Here is a 21,261-nt window from a genome sequence, read left to right on the forward strand (position 1 = left end):
CAAAACGCCGCTCCTGGGAGCGGCGTTCAAGTTTATCGCAACGGATCAGTCGCGCACGTAAATGATTTCCGGGCCATCTTCATCATCCACGTCTTCTTCGTCCCAGTCATCGTCGCCGATGTCATGGACCGACTTCACGCCGCTGCGGCGCAGGGCACGCTGGTCGTCCAGGGCCTGCAACTGGGCACGGGCTTCGTCTTCGATCTGCTGGTCGAGCTCGGCAAGCTCGGCCTTGAATACCGGGTCGGCCGCGAGGCGGTCGGCGCGGTCTTCCAGGTAACGCATGATGTCGCGGGTCAGGCGCTCGGTGCCTTCTTTGGCAATCGCCGAGATCACATAGACCGGACCTTCCCACTCCAGGCGATCAACGATTTCCTTGACGCGTTCTTCGTGCTCTTCCTCGAGGATCTGGTCGCACTTGTTCAGTACCAGCCAGCGATCACGCTCGGCCAGGGCCGGGCTGAACTTGGTCAGTTCGCTGACGATCACTTCGGCGGCGTCCGCAGCACTGGTGTCATCCAACGGCGCCATGTCGACCAGATGCAGCAGCAAACGGGTGCGGGACAAGTGCTTGAGGAAGCGAATCCCCAGGCCGGCGCCATCGGAAGCGCCTTCGATCAGACCGGGAATATCGGCAACTACGAAGCTCTTCCAACGGTCGACGCTGACCACGCCCAGGTTTGGCACCAGGGTAGTGAACGGGTAGTCGGCAACCTTCGGCTTGGCGGCCGATACCGAGCGGATAAAGGTACTTTTGCCGGCGTTCGGCAGGCCCAGCAGGCCCACGTCGGCGAGTACTTTCATTTCCAGCTTCAGGTCACGCTGCTCGCCCGGCTTGCCCGGCGTGGTCTGGCGCGGCGCACGGTTGGTACTGGACTTGAATCGGGTGTTGCCCAAGCCGTGCCAGCCGCCCTGCACAACCATCAGCTTCTGGCCGGCCTTGGTCAGGTCGCCAATCACTTCCTGGGTAGCGGAGTCGATGATCGTGGTGCCGACCGGTACACGCAGTACCAGGTCTTCACCTTTTTTACCGGTGCAGTCGGTGCTGCCGCCGTTGGAGCCACGCTCGGCATCGAAATGCCGGGTGTAACGATAGTCGACCAGGGTATTGAGGTTTTCGTCGGCCATCATATAGATGGAACCGCCGTCACCACCGTCGCCGCCGTTAGGGCCACCGTTTTCGATGAATTTTTCGCGACGGAAACTCATGCAACCGTTACCGCCGTCGCCTGCTTTTACTCGGATGGAAACTTCATCAACGAACTTCATAACAAAACGCCTCTCGCCGCATGGGCGAGCTTAAGAAACCAAGACATAAGACTCTTGCAAAAATGAGCGCAGCGACCTCAAGCAACGACCGCAAATCCTGCTGCCCTCGCCCATTACAAACAGCTTTGCAAGAGACTCACTCCACAAACGAAAAAGCCCCGTCGCAAGACAGGGCTTTTCCAGCGATCTCGCAATTAAGCTGCGACAACGCTCACGTAACGGCGGTTGAACGCGCCCTTTACTTCGAACTTGATCACGCCTTCGATTTTCGCGAAGAGGGTGTGATCTTTACCCATGCCTACACCGTAACCGGCGTGGAATTGGGTGCCGCGCTGACGCACGATGATGTTGCCCGGAATGATTTTCTGGCCGCCATACATCTTCACGCCAAGGCGTTTGGCTTCTGAGTCGCGACCGTTACGGGTACTACCACCAGCTTTTTTGTGTGCCATGAGTCAATTCTCCTAGTGAGGAATTAGGCTGAAATTAAGCCTGAATACCGGTGATTTTGATCTCGGTGTACCACTGGCGGTGGCCCATACGCTTCATGTGGTGCTTACGACGACGGAACTTGATGATGCGGACTTTATCGTGACGACCTTGGGAGATCACTTCAGCCACAACGGTAGCGCCAGCAACGACTGGAGCGCCGATGTTCACGTCATCGCCATTGGCGACCAACAGAACGCGATCAAAAGTAACGGATTCGCCGGTAGCGATTTCCAGTTTTTCGATCTTCAGGTATTCACCTGGGGCGACCTTGTATTGCTTGCCACCAGTAACAATTACTGCGTACGACATGGTATTTCTCCGATAATCCTGCTCACCCAGCGCTTTATAAGAAGAGGTATTGGCTGGCATGGCTGCATGGGATGGACGTCCCGAATGCAATTGCGTAAGGCAGGTGCTGCCCAGGAAGTTCAGGGTGCGCGATTGTACGCAAGGTAAATGGGTGTTGCAAGGGGCCGTCTATCGCGCCTTGACACCCGGGGGTCAGGGTCCTAGCATGCCGCGCAACCCTTCTGGAGCGACTGTCGCTGATGCAACCCCAAGCTTTCTACCGCGCGGTCGCGGACGATTTTAGCGCCGTCGACGGCATCATCAAGCAGCAGCTGACGTCTAACGTGCCGCTGGTCTCCAAAATTGGCGACTACATTACGTCGGCGGGCGGCAAACGCCTGCGTCCTTTATTAGTGTTGCTGTGTGGCAAGGCCCTGGGCCGCGAAGGCGATGACCTACGCCTGTTGGCCGCCACCATTGAGTTCCTGCACACCGCCACCCTGCTGCATGATGACGTGGTCGACATGTCCGGCATGCGCCGTGGTCGCGAGACCGCCAATGCCATGTGGGGCAACGCGCCGAGCGTGCTGGTGGGCGACTTCCTGTATTCGCGCTCGTTCGAAATGATGGTCGAGCTGGGCTCGATGCCGGTGATGAAGATCCTTTCACAGGCCACGCGCATCATCGCCGAAGGCGAAGTGTTGCAACTGTCCAAAGTCCGCGACGCCAGCACCACCGAAGAAACCTATATGGAAGTGATTCGCGGCAAAACCGCGATGCTCTTCGAAGCCTCCACCCACAGTGCCGCCGCACTGTGTGGCGCCACCGCCGAACAGGCCGAAGCCCTGCGCACTTTTGGTGATCACCTGGGCGTGGCGTTCCAACTGGTAGACGACCTGCTCGACTACAAGGGCGACGCCGAGACCCTGGGCAAGAACGTCGGCGACGACCTGGCCGAGGGCAAGCCGACCTTGCCGCTGATCTACACCATGCGCGAAGGCACGCCGGAACAGGCCGCCCTGGTGCGCAAGGCGATCCAGAAAGGTGGCATCGAAGACCTCGAGGCCATCCGCGCTGCCGTGGAAGCGTCCGGTTCCCTGGAGTACACCGCGCAACTGGCGCGTGACTACGTGGCCCGTGCGATCCAGTGCCTGGAAGCCTTGCCGGCCAGTGAATACCGGGATGCATTGGTTGAGCTGAGTGAGTTTGCGGTCGCCCGTACTCACTAAAATCACCAGCAGACGCAGGACAATGTGGGAGGGGCGGTGCGACGATTCGACTTGCTCCCGATGGCAGTAGGTCAGCCAATGTATAAGGTGGCTGACACACCGCCATCGGGAGCAAGCCCCCTCCCACATTTGGAATCCATTGCCAATTCAAGATCCCGCCCGTGCTACAAAACCCTATATAATGTGCGACTTTTAGTCATCCCTGAACCTCAAGGAGCTTTAGTGAGCACGTTGCCACCCTGCCCGAAATGCAATTCCGAATACACCTACGAAGACGGCACCCAACTGGTCTGCCCGGAATGCGCCCATGAGTGGTCCGCCACTGGCGAGGCCGAAGTGGCCGGCGATGAAACCGTGAAGAAAGACTCTGTGGGTAACGTCCTGCAGGACGGCGACACCATCACCGTGATCAAGGACCTCAAGGTCAAGGGTACCTCCCTGGTGGTCAAGGTCGGTACCAAGGTCAAGAACATCCGCCTGTGCGACGGTGACCACGATATCGACTGCAAGATCGACGGTATCGGCCCGATGAAACTCAAGTCCGAGTTCGTGCGCAAGGTCTGATCCTGCTGCGTCCATCCCGCGCCCGCCGCGGGATGGCGTTTCGCCCTCCTGATTGATCGACAATAATATCCACACAAAAAAACCAGAAACCGCCAATAGATACTTGCTATTCTACGAATAAGAATTATTCTCATTGAAACCCATCAAGGAGAACGACCATGACTTATTTGATAGATGCCTGGCTGGATCGCCCACACCCTTACCTGCGGATCCTGCATCGGGAAACCGGCGAAGTCTGTGCGGTACTTGAGGAAGAAGCGCTGAACGAATTGCAGGATCAGGGAGACCTGGACGTCAACGGTCTGAGTTCCAGTGAGCCTGGAGTACTGAAGGAAGTGGTGAGGAATCTGTTTCTGTTCTGCTATGCCCGAGCGCTGCGCCCGACGACCGATCTGAACGGCAAGTTCCATCCATGAAGAACCGGGCAAATCCCTGTTGGGGCGAACGCGTTCGCCCCAACACGTAATCGGCTACAAGTCTTACAGGACGTCGAGAAGCTCGACATCGAATACCAATACGCTGTGCGGCGGAATGCTACCAACGCCTTGAGCGCCGTAAGCCAGTTCGCTCGGCACGTACAGACGCCATTTGCTGCCGGCATTCATCAGTTGCAGGGCTTCGGTCCAGCCGGCGATCACGCCGCCAACCGGGAATTCTGCAGGCTGGCCACGCTCGTAGGAGCTGTCGAACACAGTGCCGTCGATCAGGGTGCCGTGGTAGTGGGTACGCACTTGATCTTCACGGGTCGGCTTGGCGCCGGTACCGGCTGTCAGCACTTCAAATTGCAGGCCGGAAGCCAGGGTGGTGATGCCATCGCGCTTGGCGTTTTCAGCCAGGAATGCCAGGCCGGCGCCAGCGGCTGCTTCAGCCTTGGCAGCCGCTTCGGCTTGCATGATTTCGCGGATCACTTTGAAACTGGCAGCCATTTGCTCCTGGTCAACACGGCTTGGCTTGCCCGCGAACGCATCGGTCAGGCCGGCCAGGATCGCGTCCAGGCTCACGCCCGGTGGCGGGTTGTCGCGCAGTTGGTCGCCCAACTGACGGCCGATACCGTAGCTGACGCGGGTTTCGTCGGTGGACAGATTAACTTCGGACATGAAGAGGCTCCGCTATAGGACAACACGGTTTCCCGCGCCGCCCAGAACTAAAAGGGCCCGCAGACTAGCACACAAGGGCGGCCCATGATCAGCCCCCTCCCCCGGCCATCAGAGCGCCAGGTGGTAGGTCAGGTACAGCCGAATGACACCTCTTCGTCGCCCGGCAAGAAAAGTATTTCAGAATTGTCCACTGCCGCCGATACAGCCCTACACATCTTGGCTGGCTCAAACAACAACACACCGTCCAGCAGACAGACATCACTCTTCAAGGAGCTTTCGATGAACAGCTGGTTCGGTAACATCAGCGTCAATCTCAAACTCGGCCTGGGCTTTGGCCTGGTGCTGGTCCTCACCTCGATCTTGGCACTCACCGGCTGGACCAGCCTGGGCGGCCTGATCGATCGTAGCAATTGGATGAGCGACATCACCCAGCTCAACGCCTCGTTGACCAAGCTGCGGATCGTGCGCTTGCAATACATGCTGGCCAACGGCGACGAAGCCGTGGCGCAGAACGTGCAAACCAGCCTTGACGCCTTCGCCGCTCAACAACAGAAGCTGCTGGACAGCTTCAAGAGCCCGGAAAACCTCAAGCTGCTCAATGAGCAGAAAGCCGTCATTACCGCTTATCGCCAGTCCCTGAACAAAATGCGCGAGGCCTACCGTAATGGCAACGCCGCGCGCGACGTCATGGGCGCCAAGGCTGACATCGCCAATGCGCAAATCAATGCGCTGGAAACCAGCGTGCAGCAATCACCCGATAGCCCGGAGCGCTTCGCTCAGTTTTTGGCCGTGACCCAAGCCAAGAACGAGTTCCAGCAAGCTCGCTACGAAGTGCGTGGCTATACCAATAGCCCCAGCGCAGAAACCGAAGCCCGCGCCGCTGCACAAATCGAAAAAGCCGTCGCTGGTTTGAAAACCCTCAGCGCCGCATTCGGTACTGGCCAGCAAACTGCATTGACCGCACTGGAAACCGCGCTGGGTGACTATCGCAGTGCCGTACAGAGCTACAAGGCCGCCAACGCCAATATCGTCACTGCCCGCGCCGAAATGACCACCCAAGGCGCCGATATCGTGACGATCAGCGACAAGCTGTACGACATCCAACTGGAACGTCGCGACGCTGAAAGCACCCAGGCCCGTAGCCTGCAATTGATCAGCACCTTGCTGGCCCTGCTGGTCGGCGTCATCGCTGCGTGGGTCATCACCCGCCAGATCACGCGCCCGATCCAGGACACCCTGGCCGTGGTCGAGCGCATCGCTTCCGGCGACCTGAGCCACAACATCCAAGTGACCCGTCGTGATGAACTGGGCGTGTTGCAACAAGGCATCCAGCGCATGGGCACGACCTTGCGTGAACTGATCAGCGGCATTCGCGATGGCGTGACTCAGATCGCCAGCGCCGCCGAAGAATTGTCGGCCGTGACCGAACAGACCAGCGCCGGTGTGAACAGCCAGAAGATCGAGACCGATCAGGTCGCCACCGCCATGCATGAAATGACCGCCACCGTGCAGGAGGTCGCGCGCAATGCCGAGCAGGCTTCCCAGGCGGCTTCCGACGCCGACGGCCAGGCCCGTGAAGGCGACAAGGTGGTGGCCGAAGCCATCGCCCAGATCGAACGCCTGGCCGCCGAAGTGGCACGTTCCACCGACGCCATGACGCACCTTCAGCAAGAGAGCAATAAGATCGGCAGCGTGATGGACGTGATCAAGGCCGTGGCCGAACAGACCAACCTGCTGGCCCTCAACGCCGCCATTGAAGCTGCACGTGCCGGGGAAGCCGGCCGTGGCTTTGCAGTGGTCGCCGACGAAGTGCGTGGCCTGGCCCAGCGCACGCAGAAATCCACCGAAGAAATCGAAGGCCTGGTGGCCGGCTTGCAGAACGGCACCCAGCAAGTAGCCAACGTGATGAACAACAGCCGCAGCCTCACCGACAGCAGTGTCGAACTGACCCGCAAGGCCGGCGTGTCACTGGAAAACATCACCCGTACGGTGTCGAATATCCAGTCGATGAACCAGCAGATTGCCGCGGCCGCCGAGCAGCAGAGCGCCGTAGCGGAAGAGATCAGCCGCAGTATCGTGAATGTGCGGGATGTGTCTGAGCAGACGGCGACGGCCAGTGACGAGACGGCGAAGTCGAGTGTGGAACTGGCACGGCTGGGTAGCCAGTTGCAGCAGATGGTCAGTCATTTCCGGGTGTAGACACCAAAAAGCCGCCTCGATCTAGACCGAGGCGGCTCCACCTCTCAGACCTTAACGGTCATCGAAGCTGTCCCGCAGGAACTTCCATACGTGATACGCACGCAGGCAGTTCACTACGAGGTTCCATGTACGTCGTGCAAACTTAGACATACTCGGCCCTCCGTGAGTTGGGCCTTACCTCCAGCGCACTTACCGGAACATGTGGGCCTTTGGACGCGGGTCAACGCTTCCTGTGAGGCGGCCGGGCTCTGGTTCCTCCCGCATGAAATCCGGCACGGATTACTAGCCCGTGGCGTTCGGTCCATAACTCCGCGCGCATACCCAGCCACCACAAAACGACATACTTGGAACGGGGGTGATACTAACCAATATTCCGATCAAAGGTGTGACGGACGAAGATAAACGAGCCATCGAAACTAGATCATTTATTGCAATTTTTTACCGCCAAAATTGGCTCTAAATAAGATAGACGAATAAAACCACCGACCCTCGTCAAGCCTTGCGCGATCCAGTAACTCACATTAGTATCAACGCAGTGGGTCAACGCTTCCTGAGAAGCCGCAACCCCAGCCACTAACTGGGTTTGCAAAAAAAACCGCCTTACCAAGGCGGTTTTTTATTGCCTGCCATTTGCCACTTAGCCCTCGCTGTCCTCGACAAACACCAAGCGATTCCCGAACGGATCCCGGATGCTCATTTCCCGCGATCCCCAAGGCGTTTCCTCGACCGCAGGCTTGGCATAGCGGTAATCCTTGCCGAGCAATTGCTGCTGGTACGCATCCACCCTTTGCGCCTGGATCCGCACCGCCGACCCCGGCGAAGCATCGCCATGGTGCTCGGACAAATGCAACACGCACTCACCCAGCGACACTTGCAGGTACAACGGGAAATTCGCCTCGAACCGATGCTGCCAATCGACCTTGAACCCCAGGAAGTCGACGTAGAATTCCAACGCTTTGGTCTCGTCGAAAATCCGCAGGATGGGGGTGACTTTTCCTAAGTGCATGGCGACCGCTCCGTGTATGAGAACGCCCACTATAAAGACGAAAAGCCGCCACGCAAATCCCCACTGCGCGCCAGGAATCGCCCTGGCCGCTGGCCGTTGGCCTGCCCATTGCTGTAGCTCAGTACCCCGTTAACCCATACACCGTCGATCCCTTCCGCTGCACGTTGCGGTGTGTTGAAATCTGCCACATCACGCACCCGCAACGGGTCGAACAACACCAGGTCGGCCCAGTACCCTTCGCGGATTTCGCCACGCTCGGATAAGCCAAAGCGCGCTGCCGACAGACCAGTCATCTTGTGCACCGCCGTGTGCAACGGGAACAAGCCGACATCGCGGCTGAAGTGCCCCAGCACCCGCGGGAACGCCCCCCACAAGCGCGGGTGGGGAAACGGATCTTCGGGCAAGCCATCGGAGCCCACCATCGACAACGGATGGGCGAGGATGCGCCGCACATCGTCTTCGTCCATCCCGTAGTACACCGCTCCCGCCGGTTGCAGGCGACGGGCAGCGTCCATTAGCGAAACGCCCCACTCGGCAGCGATAGCCTGCAGATCCCGCCCACCCATTTCGGGGTGCGGCGTCGACCAGGTGATGGTGATGCGAAACGCATCGGTCACCTGCTTGAGGTCCAGGGTCGAGGAGCTGGCAGCATAGGGATAGCAATCACAGCCTACCGGATGGTCTTTCGCCGCGGCTTCCAGGGACGCCAACAACTGCGGGCTACGCCCCCAGTTACCGGCACCGGCGCATTTAAGATGGGAAATAATCACCGGCACCTTGGCATGGCGGCCGATCAGAAACGCCTCGTCCATCGCCTCCAGTACCGGCTCGAATTCGCTGCGCAAGTGGGTGGTGTACACCGCGCCGTAGGCCGTCAACTCTTCGGTGAGCTGCAACACTTCATCGGTCTCGGCATTGAACGCGCTGGCGTAGGCCAGGCCTGTGGATAAGCCCAGGGCGCCAGCTTCCAGGCTCTCTTGCAGTTGTATACGCATCGCCGTGATTTCACCGGGCGTGGCAGTGCGGTGCAGGTCATCCATATGATTGCTGCGCAACGCCGTGTGGCCGATCAACGCGGCGACGTTTACCGCCGGATGGGCGTCCTCCACGGCGTTGCGATAGTCGCTGAACCGCGGATAGCAGAACGCCTCACGGCCGCCCAGCAAGTTCATCGGGTCTGGCGGGGCACCGCGTAAACTCACCGGCGAGGCACTGATGCCACAGTTGCCGACAATCACCGTGGTCACGCCCTGGCTGAGCTTGGGCAGCATCTGCGGCTGGCGGATCACCACGGTGTCATCGTGGGTGTGCACGTCGATAAAACCCGGTGCCAATACGCGACCATGGGCCTGGATAACATGCTCGGCCTCGGCTGTGGACAAATCGCCAATGGCCTTGATACGCCCTTGATGCAATCCCACATCGGCGAGATAGCCCGGAGTGTTGCTGCCATCGATGATCAGCGCCTGGCGTATCAGCGTGTCGTACTTCATATCAGTCTCCAAGCGGCAGGCTGTCAGGGCCGCCGCGGTAATCGTCCAGGGCCAGTTTGATCCGGCGCAGGCGCTCCTGGTTGTCGTCCGGCAGGGCCAGCGCCAGCTCGGTGGCGAGCAGGTCGATGGCCAGCAGCATGCCGTAGCGGGCTGCGGTGGGTTTGTAGATAAAACTGGTTTCCGCCGGTTGCAGCGGTAGCAACACATCCGCTAACTGCGCCAGAGGCGAATCGGCGAGCGTGATGGCGACGATGCGGGCGTCGTAGCTGCGTGCCAGCTTTACCACCTCCAATAACTCGGGGGTCAGTCCAGTGAGGGAGCAGACGATCAATGCGTGCTCCGGTCCCAGGGTGGCCGCCGTGACCCGCATCATCACCGGGTCATGGCTGGCGGCAATCGAGTAGCCCAGCCGCACCAGGCGCACCTGCAATTCATCACTGCACAGGCTCGACGGGCCGCCCATGCCGAATGCATGGATCATCCGCGCCCTGCCCAATAGATTGACCGCATCAACGAAACTGGGTTGATTGAACCCCGACAGGTGCTGACGCAGCGTCGCCTCGATATCGCCGAGGATCTGCCGATGAAACGCCGATTGTTCCGGCAACCCCGCAGGGTCCAAAAAGCGGCTACCCACACCACTGGCCTGGGCCAGTTGCAGGCGCAAATCGCGCAAGTCGCGGCAGCCGACGCTACGGGCAAAGCGTGACAAGGTGGCGGTACTGACCTCGGCCCGCTGGGACAATGCTTCCAGGCTGGCCGAGGCGGCAAAGCCCACATCCTCAAGCATCAGCTTGGCGATACGCCCTTCGCCGGCGCTGAAAGAGTCCTGGCGGGCGCGGATCTGGTAAAGGATGTCCATGGGGGCTCCGGGTTACAGGATGAGGCTCATAAAACCAGTGACAGGCCGTAGGTGAGACCGAAGGCGACCAGCGAAATCAGGGTCTCCAGCACGGTCCAGGTCTTGAAGGTCTGGATCACCGTCATATTGAAGTATTCCTTGATCAGCCAGAAGCCGCCGTCGTTAACGTGGGAAAAGATCACCGAACCCGCGCCGGTCGCCAGTACCAACAATTCGGGGTGTGGATAACCCAAGCCCAGGGCGACGGGGGCGACTACACCAGACGCCGTGGTCATGGCCACCGTAGCCGAGCCGGTGGCGATACGCATCAGGGCGGCGAACAGCCAGCCCATCACCAGCGGCGACAGGTGGAACGCATGGGCCAGGCTGAGGATTTCGTTGGTCACCCCGGCGTCCACCAGGATGCGGTTCAACCCGCCGCCCGCGCCCACCAGCAAGGTGATGCTGGCCGTCGGCGCCAGGCATTCGTTGGTGAACTTGAGAATCGACTCACGGTTGAAGCCCTGGGCCAGGCCCAGGGTCCAGAAGCTCACCAGGGTCGCTACCAACAGGGCGATCACCGAGTTGCCGATAAACAGCAGGAACTGGTTGAAGCCAGTGCCTGGGGTGGAAATCACGTTAGCCCAACCACCGATCATCATCAGCACCACCGGCAACAGGATGGTGCCCATGGTCAACGCGAAGCTGGGCAGGCGGGTACGCGGTTCGCGCTCGATGAACTGGCGCTCCAACGGGTTTTCCGCCGGCAGGTGAATATGCGGCACGATGAACTTGGCATAGACCGGACCGGCGATGATCGCCGTGGGGATACCGATCAAAATCGCATACAGCACTGTCTGCCCGACCGAAGCGTTGTAGGCCAGCACCGCCATCATCGCCGCCGGGTGCGGCGGCACCAGCGCGTGCACCACCGACAGGCCGGCGACCATCGGCAGGCCGACCATCAGGATCGACACCCCCACGCGCCGCGCCACGGTAAAGGCAATCGGCACCAGCAGCACAAACCCGACCTCGAAAAACAGCGGCAGCCCCACCAGGAATGCAATGCACACCATCGCCCAGTGGGCATTGCGCTCACCGAAGCGGTTGATCAGCGTGCGGGCCACCTGCTCGGCGCCACCGGACTCGGCCATCATCTTGCCGAGCATGGTGCCCAGCGCCACCACCAGGGCGATATGCCCCAGGGTTTTACCCACGCCCGCCTCGTACGAACCCATGATGGTATCGGCCGGCATGCCGGCCATCAGCGCCAGGCCGATGGATACCAGGGTGATGACAATAAACGGGTTGAGTCGGTAACGTGCAATCAGCACGATCAATGCAATGATGGCAATGGCAGCGTATGCCAGTAGCCCGAAGCCCGGTGATGCGGCCATGCGGTACTCCTCGGAAAGGGTCACGTCGAATTGGTTGTGAAACTCATAAATCATTACCGAGGGATATTTTCAATTTTTATGAAAGTAATTTTCGCCCACAGATAAGCGCTGTCGCTTGGGGATATGTCCAGCGCCAGCCCATGAAAATTCGGGGTGGGTTCTTACATGAAGATCAGAGGATGTCGGAAACTCAAGCGCCGCCCTCGAGTCATAGAATGCGCCTCCACTTTGTTCAGGAAACCGCTCATGATTCGCACCACAATCGCCGCCAGCACCCTGCTTCTGTCCCTGTGCGGCAGCGCTTTTGCCGCAGACAATGCCGCATTGAAGAAATGCATGGACAGCGCCAACACCACGGCGGACATGGTCAACTGCAACGCCAAGCAAACCAAGGTGCAGGACGAACGCCTGAACCGTGCCTACAAGACCGCTATTGCCGCCCAGGACGGCGCGCGCAAGCAGCAGCTGCAAGATGTGCAGCGCCTGTGGATCAAGTACCGCGATGCCAATTGCGCCTTCGCCGGCAGTGCTACCGGCGGCACTATCGATCAGGTCAACGGCTCCGGCTGCGTGCTGGACATGACCCAGACCCGCGCCCAGGAACTCGAAGACCTGGTCGGGCCTTAATATCAGTCGTGGTGAACCTTCGCACGCTTGAGCAGTTTCTTGCAGCGCTCGGATAAATGCAGCACCCGCAGGTGCTTGCCGGCCTTGGAGTAGCGTTCACGCAGGGTCATCAGCGCGGCAATCGCCGAATAGTCGACAAAGCTCAGGTGACGGCAATCCAGCGTCACCTGGGCCGGGTCGTTGGCCGGGTCGAATTGATTCAGGAACGGCGTGGTCGAGGCAAAGAACAAGGTGCCATGCAGGCGGTAAAGCTTGCTGCCGTCAGCTTCCAGATGTTCATCCGCGTACAGCTCCCGCGCCTGCTGCCAGGCGAAGTTCAGCGCCGCGATGACGATACCGCACAACACCGCGGTGGCCAGGTCGGTGAACACCGTGATGATCGTCACCGCCATGATCACCAGTACGTCATTGAGCGGCACCTTGTTGATCACCCGCAGCGACGCCCAGGCGAAGGTCTGCTGCGACACCACAAACATCACGCCCACCAGCGCCGCCAGCGGAATTCGTTCGATCAGCGGTGATAGAAACAGAATGAACAACAGGATCATCACCCCGGCAAACACCCCGGAGAAACGCCCGCGCCCGCCGGAGCTGAGGTTGATCACGGTTTGCCCGATCATCGCGCAACCACCCATGCCACCGAACAGGCCCGAGACCATGTTCGCTGCGCCCAGGGCCACGCTTTCGCGGTCGGGGTAGCCACGGGTCTCGGTGATTTCATCGGTGAGGTTGAGGGTCAGCAGGGTTTCCAACAGGCCAACCATCGCCATCAGGAACGCGTAGGGCGCGATGATGCCGAGGGTTTCCAGGGTCCAGGGGATCTGCGGCAGGGCGAAGGTTGGCAAGCCGCCGGCGATATGCGCCATATCGCCCAAGGTGCGGGTCGGCAGGCCAAGCAGGTAGACCGCCAGGCCAACCCCCAGGATCGCCACCAGCGCGGGGGGCACGGCACGGGTCAGGCGTGGCAACAGGTAGACAATCGCCATGGTCACCACCACCAGGCCGGTCATCACATACAACGGCGTGCCACTGAGCCAGTGTTCGCCGCTCTTGAAATGCTCCAGTTGCGCCAGCGCAATGATGATCGCCAGGCCGTTGACGAAACCGAGCATCACCGAGTGCGGCACCATGCGCACCAGCTTGCCCAGGCGCAGCAGGCCGAATGCGACCATGATCAGCCCGCCCAGCAGCACCGTCGCCAGCAGATACTCCACCCCGTGTTGCACCACCAGCGCGACGATCACCACCGCCATCGAACCGGCCGCGCCCGAAACCATGCCCGGGCGACCGCCGAACAACGCAGTCAGGGTGCAGATGATAAAGGCGCCGTAGAGCCCCATCAGCGGGTTGAGGTGGGCTACCAGGGCAAAGGCGATGCATTCTGGCAGCAGCGCGAAAGACGTGGTGAGGCCGGCCAGGGCATCGGCGCGCAGACGGTTGAGGTTCATGGAGTACCAGGGAGATGCGGGGATAAAGCGGGAATGGTACGGAATTGAGTAAGGCGGGGCTAGTCTTGAAGACCGAGTCGCCTCAATCGGGGGCAAGCCCCCTCCCACACTTGAATGCATTCCAAAGTTGGAATTCGGTCAAATGTGGGAGGGGGCTTGCTCCCGATAGCAGCACCTTGGTCTCAAGCGAACATCACACCATTTCGTCGCGAATCCACTCCACCACCGACGTACGCTTCGGCAACCAGCCCAACAACTCACGGGCATGCTTGCCACGCACCCGGCTGTTGGAACCCAGCCCGTAGTTCGCCATTTCATAGCCCCATTCGGCCTCAGCCTCGGCCAATGGCCAATCCTGCGGCTCGCCCAGGTTCAGCGCTTGGGCAATGGCCGTGGTCATGTCGATAAACGCTGCTTCGCCGCTTTCCACAAAGTAGAACGTACCCGGCACGTTTTTGGTCAGCGCCAGCAGGTACAGGGCCACCACGTCTTCGATATGTACGTTGGACCAGATGTTCTGCCCCGGGCCCACATGGCGCACCACACCACTTTTGCGCGCCTGCTTGAGCAAGCGCGGCAATTGCACGCTGTCACGCTTCACGCCCAGGCTGTGGCCGTAGATCAGGGTGTTGCAGATCACCGCCGAATTGACGCCGTCGCTGGCGGCCGCGAGGATCAAGTTGTCGATCGCCACGCGCGCGGCCTTGTCGACAGTCGGCTCCGGCAGATTGTCTTCAAAATAGATGACATCGCTGGCCTTGCCGCCCGACGCATCGCCGACAATGCTCGAGCCGCTGGTGTGCAGCAACGGCTTGTTCGAGCCTTTCAAGGCGGCCAGCAGGGTTTCCACGGCGGCGCGATGGTCGCTGCTGGCGGCATTGATCACTGCATCGGCCTTGTGCGCCTGCTCGGTCAACACGGCGGCGTCGTCAAGGGTTCCGATCACCGGGGTGATGCCCAGGGCAGTCATCTCGGCGGCTTGCTCAGCGCTGCGCACCAGGCCGGTGACGTGGTGGCCGGCCTTGACCAGGCCGGTGGCGATGGAACCGCCGATAAACCCTGCGGCGCCGGTAACGAATACGTTCATGGAGGTTGCTCCTGACTGGGTAAATGATGAAGCCAGTATCAAGCACCCCTCCCAATCGAATAAGCCCGTATCACCCAATTCACTCTTGCGTGCAGATCACGAATCAGCGGGCATACCGCGCCAGTTTGGCCTGAATAAAATCCAGGAAACACTGGATGCGCAGCGCCAATTGCGAGTTGCGGTAGAACACCGCATGGATCGGCTGGCGATAACCGCTGTTGAACGCCTCCAACATCGGCACCAGGCGCCCGGTGTCGATGTCGTCGATAGTCATGAAGTTCGACAGGCAACAAATGCCCTGCCCCTCCAGCGCTAATTGCCGCACAGTTTCGCCACTGGAGGCGCTGACGCCGGGCTGGATCAGCCAGCGATCACCGTCCACATGGCGCAGCGGCCAGTGGTTGAGGGTTTCGGTGTGGGTGAAGCCAAGCAGCGTGTGATCGGCCAGTTCGGCTACCGTCGCCGGCGTCCCGTACTGCTTGAGGTAGTCGGGGCTGGCAAGGATATGCAGTGGGGTCGAACCCAGGAAACGCGCATGCAGGGTCGAATCGGCCAGGGCGCCGATGCGAATGGCGATGTCGGTGCTTTGCTCCAGCAGGTCGATGATCAGGTCGTCGCTGTTGAGCTCCAGCTGGATTTCCGGGTAGAGGCTACGAAATTCGGCGATGTACGGCACGATCCCATGCAGCATGAACGGCACGGCAGCGTTGATACGCAGGCGGCCGGCCGGTTTTTTCTGGCGCGACGACAGGCGCTCTTCCAGCTCATCCATCTGTGCCAGGATCACCTTGGCCTGCTCGAAGAAGTACTTGCCCTCTTCGGTCAGGTCCATGCGCCGGGTGGTGCGGTTGATCAAGGTGGTGTCGAGCTTGGCCTCCAGGCGCGACAAGGTGCGGCTGACCGCCGAAGGGGTCTGTCCGACCTGCTCCGCCGCGGCGGAAATCGAACCGCACTCAATCACGCTGACGAAAATCTGTAGCTCATCGGACCGGGCTTTCACAGGCGCTCCTCGTAATCGGTTCAGCGCAGCTTACACCGAGCGGTTGGCGACTCAGCCACTGATCAACAGGTGGCCACCCAACAGCGCCATGCCGATAAAGAAAACGCGCTTGAATAACACTGCGCTGATGCGCTGGCGCAACGCCTGGCCCAGCCACATGCCCAGCAGCGCCGGCAGCAGTGCCAACATGGAAGCACTGATCTCACCGCCGCCCAAGGTGCCCCGCCACGCCAGGCCTGCGGCGAGCGCCAGGGTCGATACGCTGAACGACAGGCCCAGTGCCTGCACCAACTGATCGCGATTCAAACCCAAGGCTTGCAGGTAGGGCACAGCGGGAATCACGAACACGCCGGTCGCCGAGGTGATAAGGCCAGTGACGGCGCCGCACAGCGGCCCCAGCCAACGTTCGGTGGCCGGGTCTACCCGCAATGCCGGCAGGAACAGTCCGCTCAACGCATACACCAGCAACGCCGCACCCAACCCACGCACCACCCAAGGCCCGCCCCCCATGCCCAGCCACACGCTGCCAAGCCCGGTGCCGAAGAAAATCAACAACAGCATCGGCCACAAGCGTTTGACCAAGGCGCTCAAATGGCCGCCAAACGCCAGTTGCCAGAGGTTGGTCACTGTCGAAGGAATGATCAGCAACGCTGCAGCCTGCGCCGGCAACATAGCCAGGCCGAGCATGCCCATGGCCACGGTGGGCAGGCCCAGGCCAATGATGCCCTTGACCGTGCCGGCCAGCAGGAAGGTGCCGATCACCAGCAGCGTCAAGGCAGGACCAAGGTTTTGATAGAACGAGAGAAAGGTATTCATGCGCGTCATTGTGGGAGCTTTCGCCGGGTTCGAAAATTCGCCATATACTGACCCTGACTCTTGATTTGCCTGAGGCTGACGCCATGCACTTTGATCTGATCGACCTGCGCCTCTACCTGCACATCCTCGACACCGGCAATATCACCGCCGGCGCGGCTCGCAGTCATTTGTCCCTGGCTGCCGCCAGCGCACGCATCCGGGCGATGGAGTCTTCACTGGGCATCGCGTTTCTTGACCGTGGCCGCCGTGGCGTCACCCCAACCCCTGCGGGCAAAGCCTTGGCCCGGCACGCTCGCCTGCTGCTGCAACAGGCCGAACACCTGCGACAGGACCTGGCCGAATACGCCAATGGCGTCAAAGGCCAGGTCCGTCTGCTGTGCAACACCACCGCTCTCAGCGAATACCTGCCTGAACTGCTCGCCGGCTTTCTGCGTGAACACCCCAACCTGGATATCGACCTGCAAGAACTGCCCAGCCTGCGCATCACCCAAGCCTTGCGCCAGGGCACGGCCGACCTGGGGATTATTTCCGATGCGGTAGACACCCACGGCTTGCAGACCTTGCCGTTTCGCGATGATCCATTGGTGCTGATCGTGCCCCTTGACCATCCGCTGACCACAGCCAGCTTCATCGACAGCTTGCAGTACGACTACGTAGGCTTGGCGGCCAACAGTGCGCTGGCGGTGTACTTGGAGGAGCAGGCATTGCACGCAGGCTTTCGCCTGCAAACCCGTATCCGCGCCGACGGTTTTGATGGCTTGATTCGCATGGTCGCCGGCGGCGCCGGCCTGGGCATCGTGCCTCAGGCCGCCTTGGATCGCTGGCCGTCGGAGCGCCGTTTCAAGGTCCAGCCTCTGCGAGAAACCTGGGCCTGCCGCAAGCTGCTGTTATGCGCACGCGACTTCGAACAATTGCCGGGTTACGCCAGAGCTTTGTTCGATGCCTTGGCCCTGCCCTTGCGGAAAAACCCGTAATACACCGCCGACAGTATCAGCAGGAACGGCACGCCAAACACCAGGGTCATCTTGAACGCCTCGGTGAAATAGGTGGTGATCATCACGGCCCCCATCAGCACCAGCCCCAGCAACGTAGTGTAGGGAAACAAGCGCAGCTGGAATGACAACTTCGCCCCGCCATGGCGCTTGCGATAGCGGCGGAAGAACAGGTGCGTGAGGAAGATCATGAACCAGGTGAAGATCGCGCCGAACATCGAGATCGCCATCATCAGGGTGAACGAGCTTTCCGGGTACACCACGTTAAGCAAGGTCGCCAGGGCGATGCCCGAGCTGGACAGCAACAGGGCATTGAGCGGGATGCCGTTCTTGCTCAAGGCGCCCATGGCCTTGGGCGCAAAGCCTGCGCGGGACAGGCTGAACATCATGCGCGTGGTGATGTAGAGCTGGCTGTTCATCGCCGACAGCGCAGCGATCAGGATCACGAAGTTCATCACCCCGGTGGCACCAGGAATGCCGATGGTCTGCATCACCGTGACGAATGGGCTCTGGGTCTGGCCCGCCTGGTTCCACGGCACGATGGCGAGCATCAGCGCCAGGGTCAGCAGGTAGAACACCACCAGGCGCACAATGGTAGCGCGAAAGGCTTTCTTCACCGCCTGTTCCGGATCGGCGGCTTCACCGGCGGCCACGGCGATCATCTCGACGCTGAGGTAGCTGAAGATCGACACGATCACCGCGATCCACATGCCGCTCAAGCCATGGGGAAAAAACCCGTCGTGGGCCGTGTAGTTCTGCACGCCGTAGTCCGGGTTGCCGGAGCCGAACACCACATACACCGCAAGGATGATGAAACCGACGATGGCACTGATCTTGATCGTCGAGAACCAGTATTCGAAGTTACCGAAGGTCTTCACGCTGATGGCATTGAGCAGGATCAGCACGCTGGAAAACGACACGATCCACACCCACTCCGGCACGTTGGCAAACCAGTATTTCATGTACATCGCCACCGCCGTGACCTCGGCGCCTACGGCCAGCACAATCGCCGCCCAGTAGGCATAACGCACCAGGAAGCCGGCCAGTGGGCTGATGTAGAACTCGGCATAGGCGCCAAAGGAGCCGGAGGTGGAATGAGCCACCGTCATCTCCGCCAGGCAGCCCATCAGCAACAAGGTGATCAGCGCGCCGATGGCGTAGCTCACCAGCACGCTCGGCCCGGCATAGCCGATGGCATAGGCGCTGCCCATGAACAGCCCGGTGCCAATGGCGCCACCGATGGCGATCATGCTCATCTGGCCGGAAGTGAGTTGGCGCCGAAGGCCCAGTTCGCGGTGGGTGATCTCTGCAAAGCCGTTGTCTGGCGTGGTCACTGGAGTGCCCCTTTTATTATTGTGATGGTTGCTTGACTGTTGTCACAGATCCCCTGTGGGAGGGGGCTTGCCCCCTCCCACATTGGGTCTGTGGTGCTATTAGGTGACGCTGTTGCGCACTTTGAATTGCGGCTGGTCCCAGGTGGCGTTGTCGAGGATTTCGCCGAGGATTTCCACAGCCTCCCAAACCTCGGTGAAGCTTGTGTACAACGGTGTGAAACCAAAACGCATGATCCGCGGCTCGCGGTAATCACCGATCACGCCCCGAGCGATCAGGGCCTGGATCACGGCGTAACCTTCGGGGTGCTCAAAGCTGACGTGGCTGCCACGCCGGGCGTGTTCACGTGGGGTGATCAGGGTCAGGCCATGGGCGGCGCAGCGGCTTTCGACCAGCGCAATAAACAGGTCGGTCAATGCCAGGGATTTAGCCCGCAGGCTGGCCATATCGGTCTGGGCAAAAATCTCCAGGCCGCACTCCACCATGGCCAACGAGGTGATCGGCTGGGTGCCGCACAGGTAGCGCGCAATGCCGGTGCTGGGTGCGTAGGTGGACTCCATGGCGAACTGGCGGGTGTGCCCGAACCAGCCCGACAACGGCTGGCGCACTACGTCCACCAACGCCGGGTTGACCCACACGAACGCCTGGGATCCCGGGCCGCCGTTGAGGTATTTGTAGGTGCAGCCGATCGCATAATCAGCGCCGGCCCGATGCAGGTCGACCGGCACCGCACCCGCCGAATGCGCCAGGTCCCAGATGCTCAGCGCGCCGCACTCGTGGCTCAAGGCTGTAAGCGCCTGCATGTCGTACATGTAGCCGGTCTTGTAGTTGACGTGGGTAAGCATCACCACCGCCACGTCCTGATCGATTGCCTGCGGCAGCTCGTCGGGGCTGTTGACCAACCGCAGGGAATAACCCTGCTGCAGCAATTGCGCCAAGCCCTGCGCGATATACAGATCGGTGGGAAAGTTGCTCGCCTCACTGACGATCACCTTGCGCCCAGGCGCACGTTGGCGCTGCACACTCAACGCCGCACTGAGCACCTTGAACAGATTGATCGAGGTGGTATCGGTGATCACCACTTCACCGTCCCGCGCACCGATCAATGGCGCCAGGCGATTACCCAGGCGCAGGGACAAATCCGCCCAGCCGGCGCTGTTCCAGCTGCGGATCAAACCATTGCCCCACTCCTCGGCAATCACCTGTTGCGCCCGCGCCAATGCCGCCACCGGGCGTGCGCCGAGGGAGTTACCGTCGAGGTAGATCACCCCCTCGGGCAAGGCGAACTGGGCGCGCAGTGGCGCCAATGGGTCCTGGGCGTCGAGGGCTTGGCAATGGCTTGGAGTGATCATGGGTCGTCCTGGTTTTTATCAGTGAAGATGCAGCAAATAATGAACGAGGTTTTAGAGAATTTTCGTGCAAAGTGGTGGGTAACAGGCTAATTAAGCTGTAGGAAATTCGAATTTAACCTCTAAATACGCGGATTTATTCAAAGCATGATTCTCGACGCCACCGACCTGCGCCTCCTGCATTTCCTGCAACAGGATGGCCGTATCAGCAACCAGGAACTGGCGGAAAAAGTCGCACTTTCGCCCTCTGCCTGCCTGCGCCGTCTGCGCCTGTTGGAAAGCGAGGGCATCATCAGCGGTTACCGTGCGGTATTGAATGCCGAGCAGTTGGGGATCGAGCTGGAAGCCATCGTGCACCTGTCGTTGCGCCAGGATGTAGAGGACTGGCATGAGACCTTTATCAAGAAGGTGCAAGGCTGGCCGGAGGTGGCAAGCGCCTATGTGATCACCGGCGCCAGCAACTATGTGCTGCGGGTGCAGGCGCGCAATCTCAAGCATTTTTCTGACTTTATCGTGAACCACCTGAACCGCACGGCGGGGGTGATGGATATCAGGTCGGAGATTGTGCTGCAGAAGATCAAGGACCGGGATGAGGTGTTGGATCTGGTCCTGCGCAAATAGCACCAACACCACAAATCAAATGTGAACTAAATGTGGGAGGGGGCTTGCTCCCGATAGCGGAGGATCAGTTAGTAAATAAGTGACTGACACACTGCTATCGGGGGCAAGCCCCCT

General features: G+C 60.3%; 20 protein-coding genes and 2 pseudogenes. 8 read left to right on the top strand and 14 right to left on the bottom strand.

Annotated features, from left to right (window positions below):
• Positions 1 to 45: 45 nt before the first annotated feature.
• The 3 genes from cgtA to rplU form a co-directional block, all read right to left on the bottom strand.
• Positions 46 to 1,269, bottom strand: coding sequence for an Obg family GTPase CgtA (gene cgtA / locus BLU48_RS23135; RefSeq protein ID WP_005791308.1), 1,224 nt, complete (start codon positions 1,267 to 1,269; stop codon positions 46 to 48).
• A 194-nt stretch (positions 1,270 to 1,463) separates the two neighbouring features.
• Positions 1,464 to 1,721: a 50S ribosomal protein L27 gene (gene rpmA, locus BLU48_RS23140; RefSeq protein WP_003176049.1), complete on the bottom strand. Its 258-nt coding sequence runs from the start codon at positions 1,719 to 1,721 to the stop codon at positions 1,464 to 1,466.
• Between the two features lie 34 nt (positions 1,722 to 1,755).
• Positions 1,756 to 2,070 (bottom strand): 50S ribosomal protein L21, encoded by a 315-nt coding sequence (rplU, locus tag BLU48_RS23145; protein WP_003176051.1) that lies wholly within the window; start codon positions 2,068 to 2,070, stop codon positions 1,756 to 1,758.
• A 239-nt stretch (positions 2,071 to 2,309) separates the two neighbouring features.
• On the opposite strand from rplU, the gene BLU48_RS23150 reads away from it, so the two are divergent.
• From BLU48_RS23150 to BLU48_RS23160, 3 genes are all read left to right on the top strand, one after another.
• Positions 2,310 to 3,278 carry a polyprenyl synthetase family protein gene (locus BLU48_RS23150; protein ID WP_043046768.1) on the top strand — a complete coding sequence of 323 codons (969 nt, stop codon included), beginning with the start codon at positions 2,310 to 2,312 and terminating at the stop codon, positions 3,276 to 3,278.
• Between the two features lie 222 nt (positions 3,279 to 3,500).
• Positions 3,501 to 3,842, top strand: a complete 342-nt coding sequence (locus tag BLU48_RS23155) for a zinc ribbon domain-containing protein YjdM (RefSeq protein ID WP_046069494.1) — start codon at positions 3,501 to 3,503, stop codon at positions 3,840 to 3,842.
• Between the two features lie 158 nt (positions 3,843 to 4,000).
• On the top strand, positions 4,001 to 4,258 hold the full coding sequence (locus BLU48_RS23160; RefSeq protein WP_057025170.1) for a PA4570 family protein: 258 nt from the start codon (positions 4,001 to 4,003) through the stop codon (positions 4,256 to 4,258).
• Positions 4,259 to 4,321: 63 nt separating this feature from the next.
• On the opposite strand, the gene BLU48_RS23165 is transcribed toward BLU48_RS23160, so the two are convergent.
• Positions 4,322 to 4,939 (bottom strand): FKBP-type peptidyl-prolyl cis-trans isomerase, encoded by a 618-nt coding sequence (locus tag BLU48_RS23165; protein ID WP_003194089.1) that lies wholly within the window; start codon positions 4,937 to 4,939, stop codon positions 4,322 to 4,324.
• Between the two features lie 279 nt (positions 4,940 to 5,218).
• Between BLU48_RS23165 and BLU48_RS32745 the strand changes: the two are divergent.
• Positions 5,219 to 6,235, top strand: a pseudogene (locus BLU48_RS32745) (methyl-accepting chemotaxis protein); the annotation flags it as partial.
• A 306-nt stretch (positions 6,236 to 6,541) separates the two neighbouring features.
• A pseudogene (locus BLU48_RS32750) lies at positions 6,542 to 7,138 on the top strand (methyl-accepting chemotaxis protein); the annotation flags it as partial.
• Positions 7,139 to 7,775: 637 nt separating this feature from the next.
• Here the strand turns inward: BLU48_RS32750 and BLU48_RS23175 are convergent.
• Genes BLU48_RS23175 through BLU48_RS23190 form a run of 4 tightly spaced genes read right to left on the bottom strand, consistent with a single transcriptional unit; the run spans position 7,776 to position 11,875 of the window.
• Positions 7,776 to 8,144 (bottom strand): glyoxalase superfamily protein, encoded by a 369-nt coding sequence (locus BLU48_RS23175; protein ID WP_057025168.1) that lies wholly within the window; start codon positions 8,142 to 8,144, stop codon positions 7,776 to 7,778.
• 29 nt (positions 8,145 to 8,173) lie between these two features.
• Positions 8,174 to 9,637, bottom strand: coding sequence for an N-acyl-D-amino-acid deacylase family protein (locus tag BLU48_RS23180; protein ID WP_057025167.1), 1,464 nt, complete (start codon positions 9,635 to 9,637; stop codon positions 8,174 to 8,176).
• 1 nt (position 9,638) lies between these two features.
• Positions 9,639 to 10,499 (bottom strand): MurR/RpiR family transcriptional regulator, encoded by an 861-nt coding sequence (locus BLU48_RS23185; protein ID WP_057025166.1) that lies wholly within the window; start codon positions 10,497 to 10,499, stop codon positions 9,639 to 9,641.
• Between the two features lie 26 nt (positions 10,500 to 10,525).
• Entirely contained in the window at positions 10,526 to 11,875 is a 1,350-nt protein-coding gene (locus BLU48_RS23190) for a GntT/GntP/DsdX family permease (RefSeq protein ID WP_124356304.1), read from the bottom strand.
• Between the two features lie 246 nt (positions 11,876 to 12,121).
• Between BLU48_RS23190 and BLU48_RS23195 the strand changes: the two genes are divergently transcribed.
• Positions 12,122 to 12,502: a lysozyme inhibitor LprI family protein gene (locus tag BLU48_RS23195; protein ID WP_046069500.1), complete on the top strand. Its 381-nt coding sequence runs from the start codon at positions 12,122 to 12,124 to the stop codon at positions 12,500 to 12,502.
• 2 nt (positions 12,503 to 12,504) lie between these two features.
• Here BLU48_RS23195 and BLU48_RS23200 read toward each other — a convergent pair whose 3' ends face one another.
• From BLU48_RS23200 to BLU48_RS23215, 4 genes are all read right to left on the bottom strand, one after another.
• Positions 12,505 to 13,950, bottom strand: coding sequence for a SulP family inorganic anion transporter (locus tag BLU48_RS23200; protein ID WP_057025164.1), 1,446 nt, complete (start codon positions 13,948 to 13,950; stop codon positions 12,505 to 12,507).
• Positions 13,951 to 14,143: 193 nt separating this feature from the next.
• Complete coding sequence (locus BLU48_RS23205) at positions 14,144 to 15,037, bottom strand: NAD-dependent epimerase/dehydratase family protein (RefSeq protein WP_057025163.1); 894 nt, start codon at positions 15,035 to 15,037, stop codon at positions 14,144 to 14,146.
• A gap of 103 nt (positions 15,038 to 15,140) precedes the next feature.
• The gene (locus BLU48_RS23210) at positions 15,141 to 16,037 is read right to left on the bottom strand and encodes a LysR family transcriptional regulator (protein ID WP_057025162.1); all 897 of its coding nucleotides are present in this window, start codon (positions 16,035 to 16,037) and stop codon (positions 15,141 to 15,143) included.
• 51 nt (positions 16,038 to 16,088) lie between these two features.
• A complete protein-coding gene (locus BLU48_RS23215) occupies positions 16,089 to 16,853 on the bottom strand; it encodes a sulfite exporter TauE/SafE family protein (protein WP_057025161.1) in 765 nt (254 codons plus the stop codon).
• Between the two features lie 83 nt (positions 16,854 to 16,936).
• On the opposite strand from BLU48_RS23215, the gene BLU48_RS23220 reads away from it, so the two are divergent.
• Positions 16,937 to 17,827 carry a LysR substrate-binding domain-containing protein gene (locus tag BLU48_RS23220; protein ID WP_056845993.1) on the top strand — a complete coding sequence of 297 codons (891 nt, stop codon included), beginning with the start codon at positions 16,937 to 16,939 and terminating at the stop codon, positions 17,825 to 17,827.
• Here BLU48_RS23220 and BLU48_RS23225 read toward each other — a convergent pair.
• Positions 17,773 to 19,179, bottom strand: a complete 1,407-nt coding sequence (locus BLU48_RS23225; RefSeq protein ID WP_046069504.1) for an amino acid permease — start codon at positions 19,177 to 19,179, stop codon at positions 17,773 to 17,775. The genes BLU48_RS23220 and BLU48_RS23225 overlap by 55 nt on opposite strands.
• A 99-nt stretch (positions 19,180 to 19,278) precedes the next feature.
• Positions 19,279 to 20,529, bottom strand: a complete 1,251-nt coding sequence (gene kynU, locus BLU48_RS23230) for a kynureninase (protein WP_057025160.1) — start codon at positions 20,527 to 20,529, stop codon at positions 19,279 to 19,281.
• A 144-nt stretch (positions 20,530 to 20,673) separates the two neighbouring features.
• Here kynU and BLU48_RS23235 point away from each other — a divergent pair, with 144 nt between their 5' ends.
• Positions 20,674 to 21,147: an Lrp/AsnC family transcriptional regulator gene (locus tag BLU48_RS23235; RefSeq protein ID WP_003194103.1), complete on the top strand. Its 474-nt coding sequence runs from the start codon at positions 20,674 to 20,676 to the stop codon at positions 21,145 to 21,147.
• Positions 21,148 to 21,261: the final 114 nt, after the last annotated feature.

Origin of the sequence: Pseudomonas synxantha (assembly GCF_900105675.1) — a bacterium.
Classification (GTDB): Bacteria; Pseudomonadota; Gammaproteobacteria; order Pseudomonadales; family Pseudomonadaceae; genus Aquipseudomonas; species Aquipseudomonas synxantha.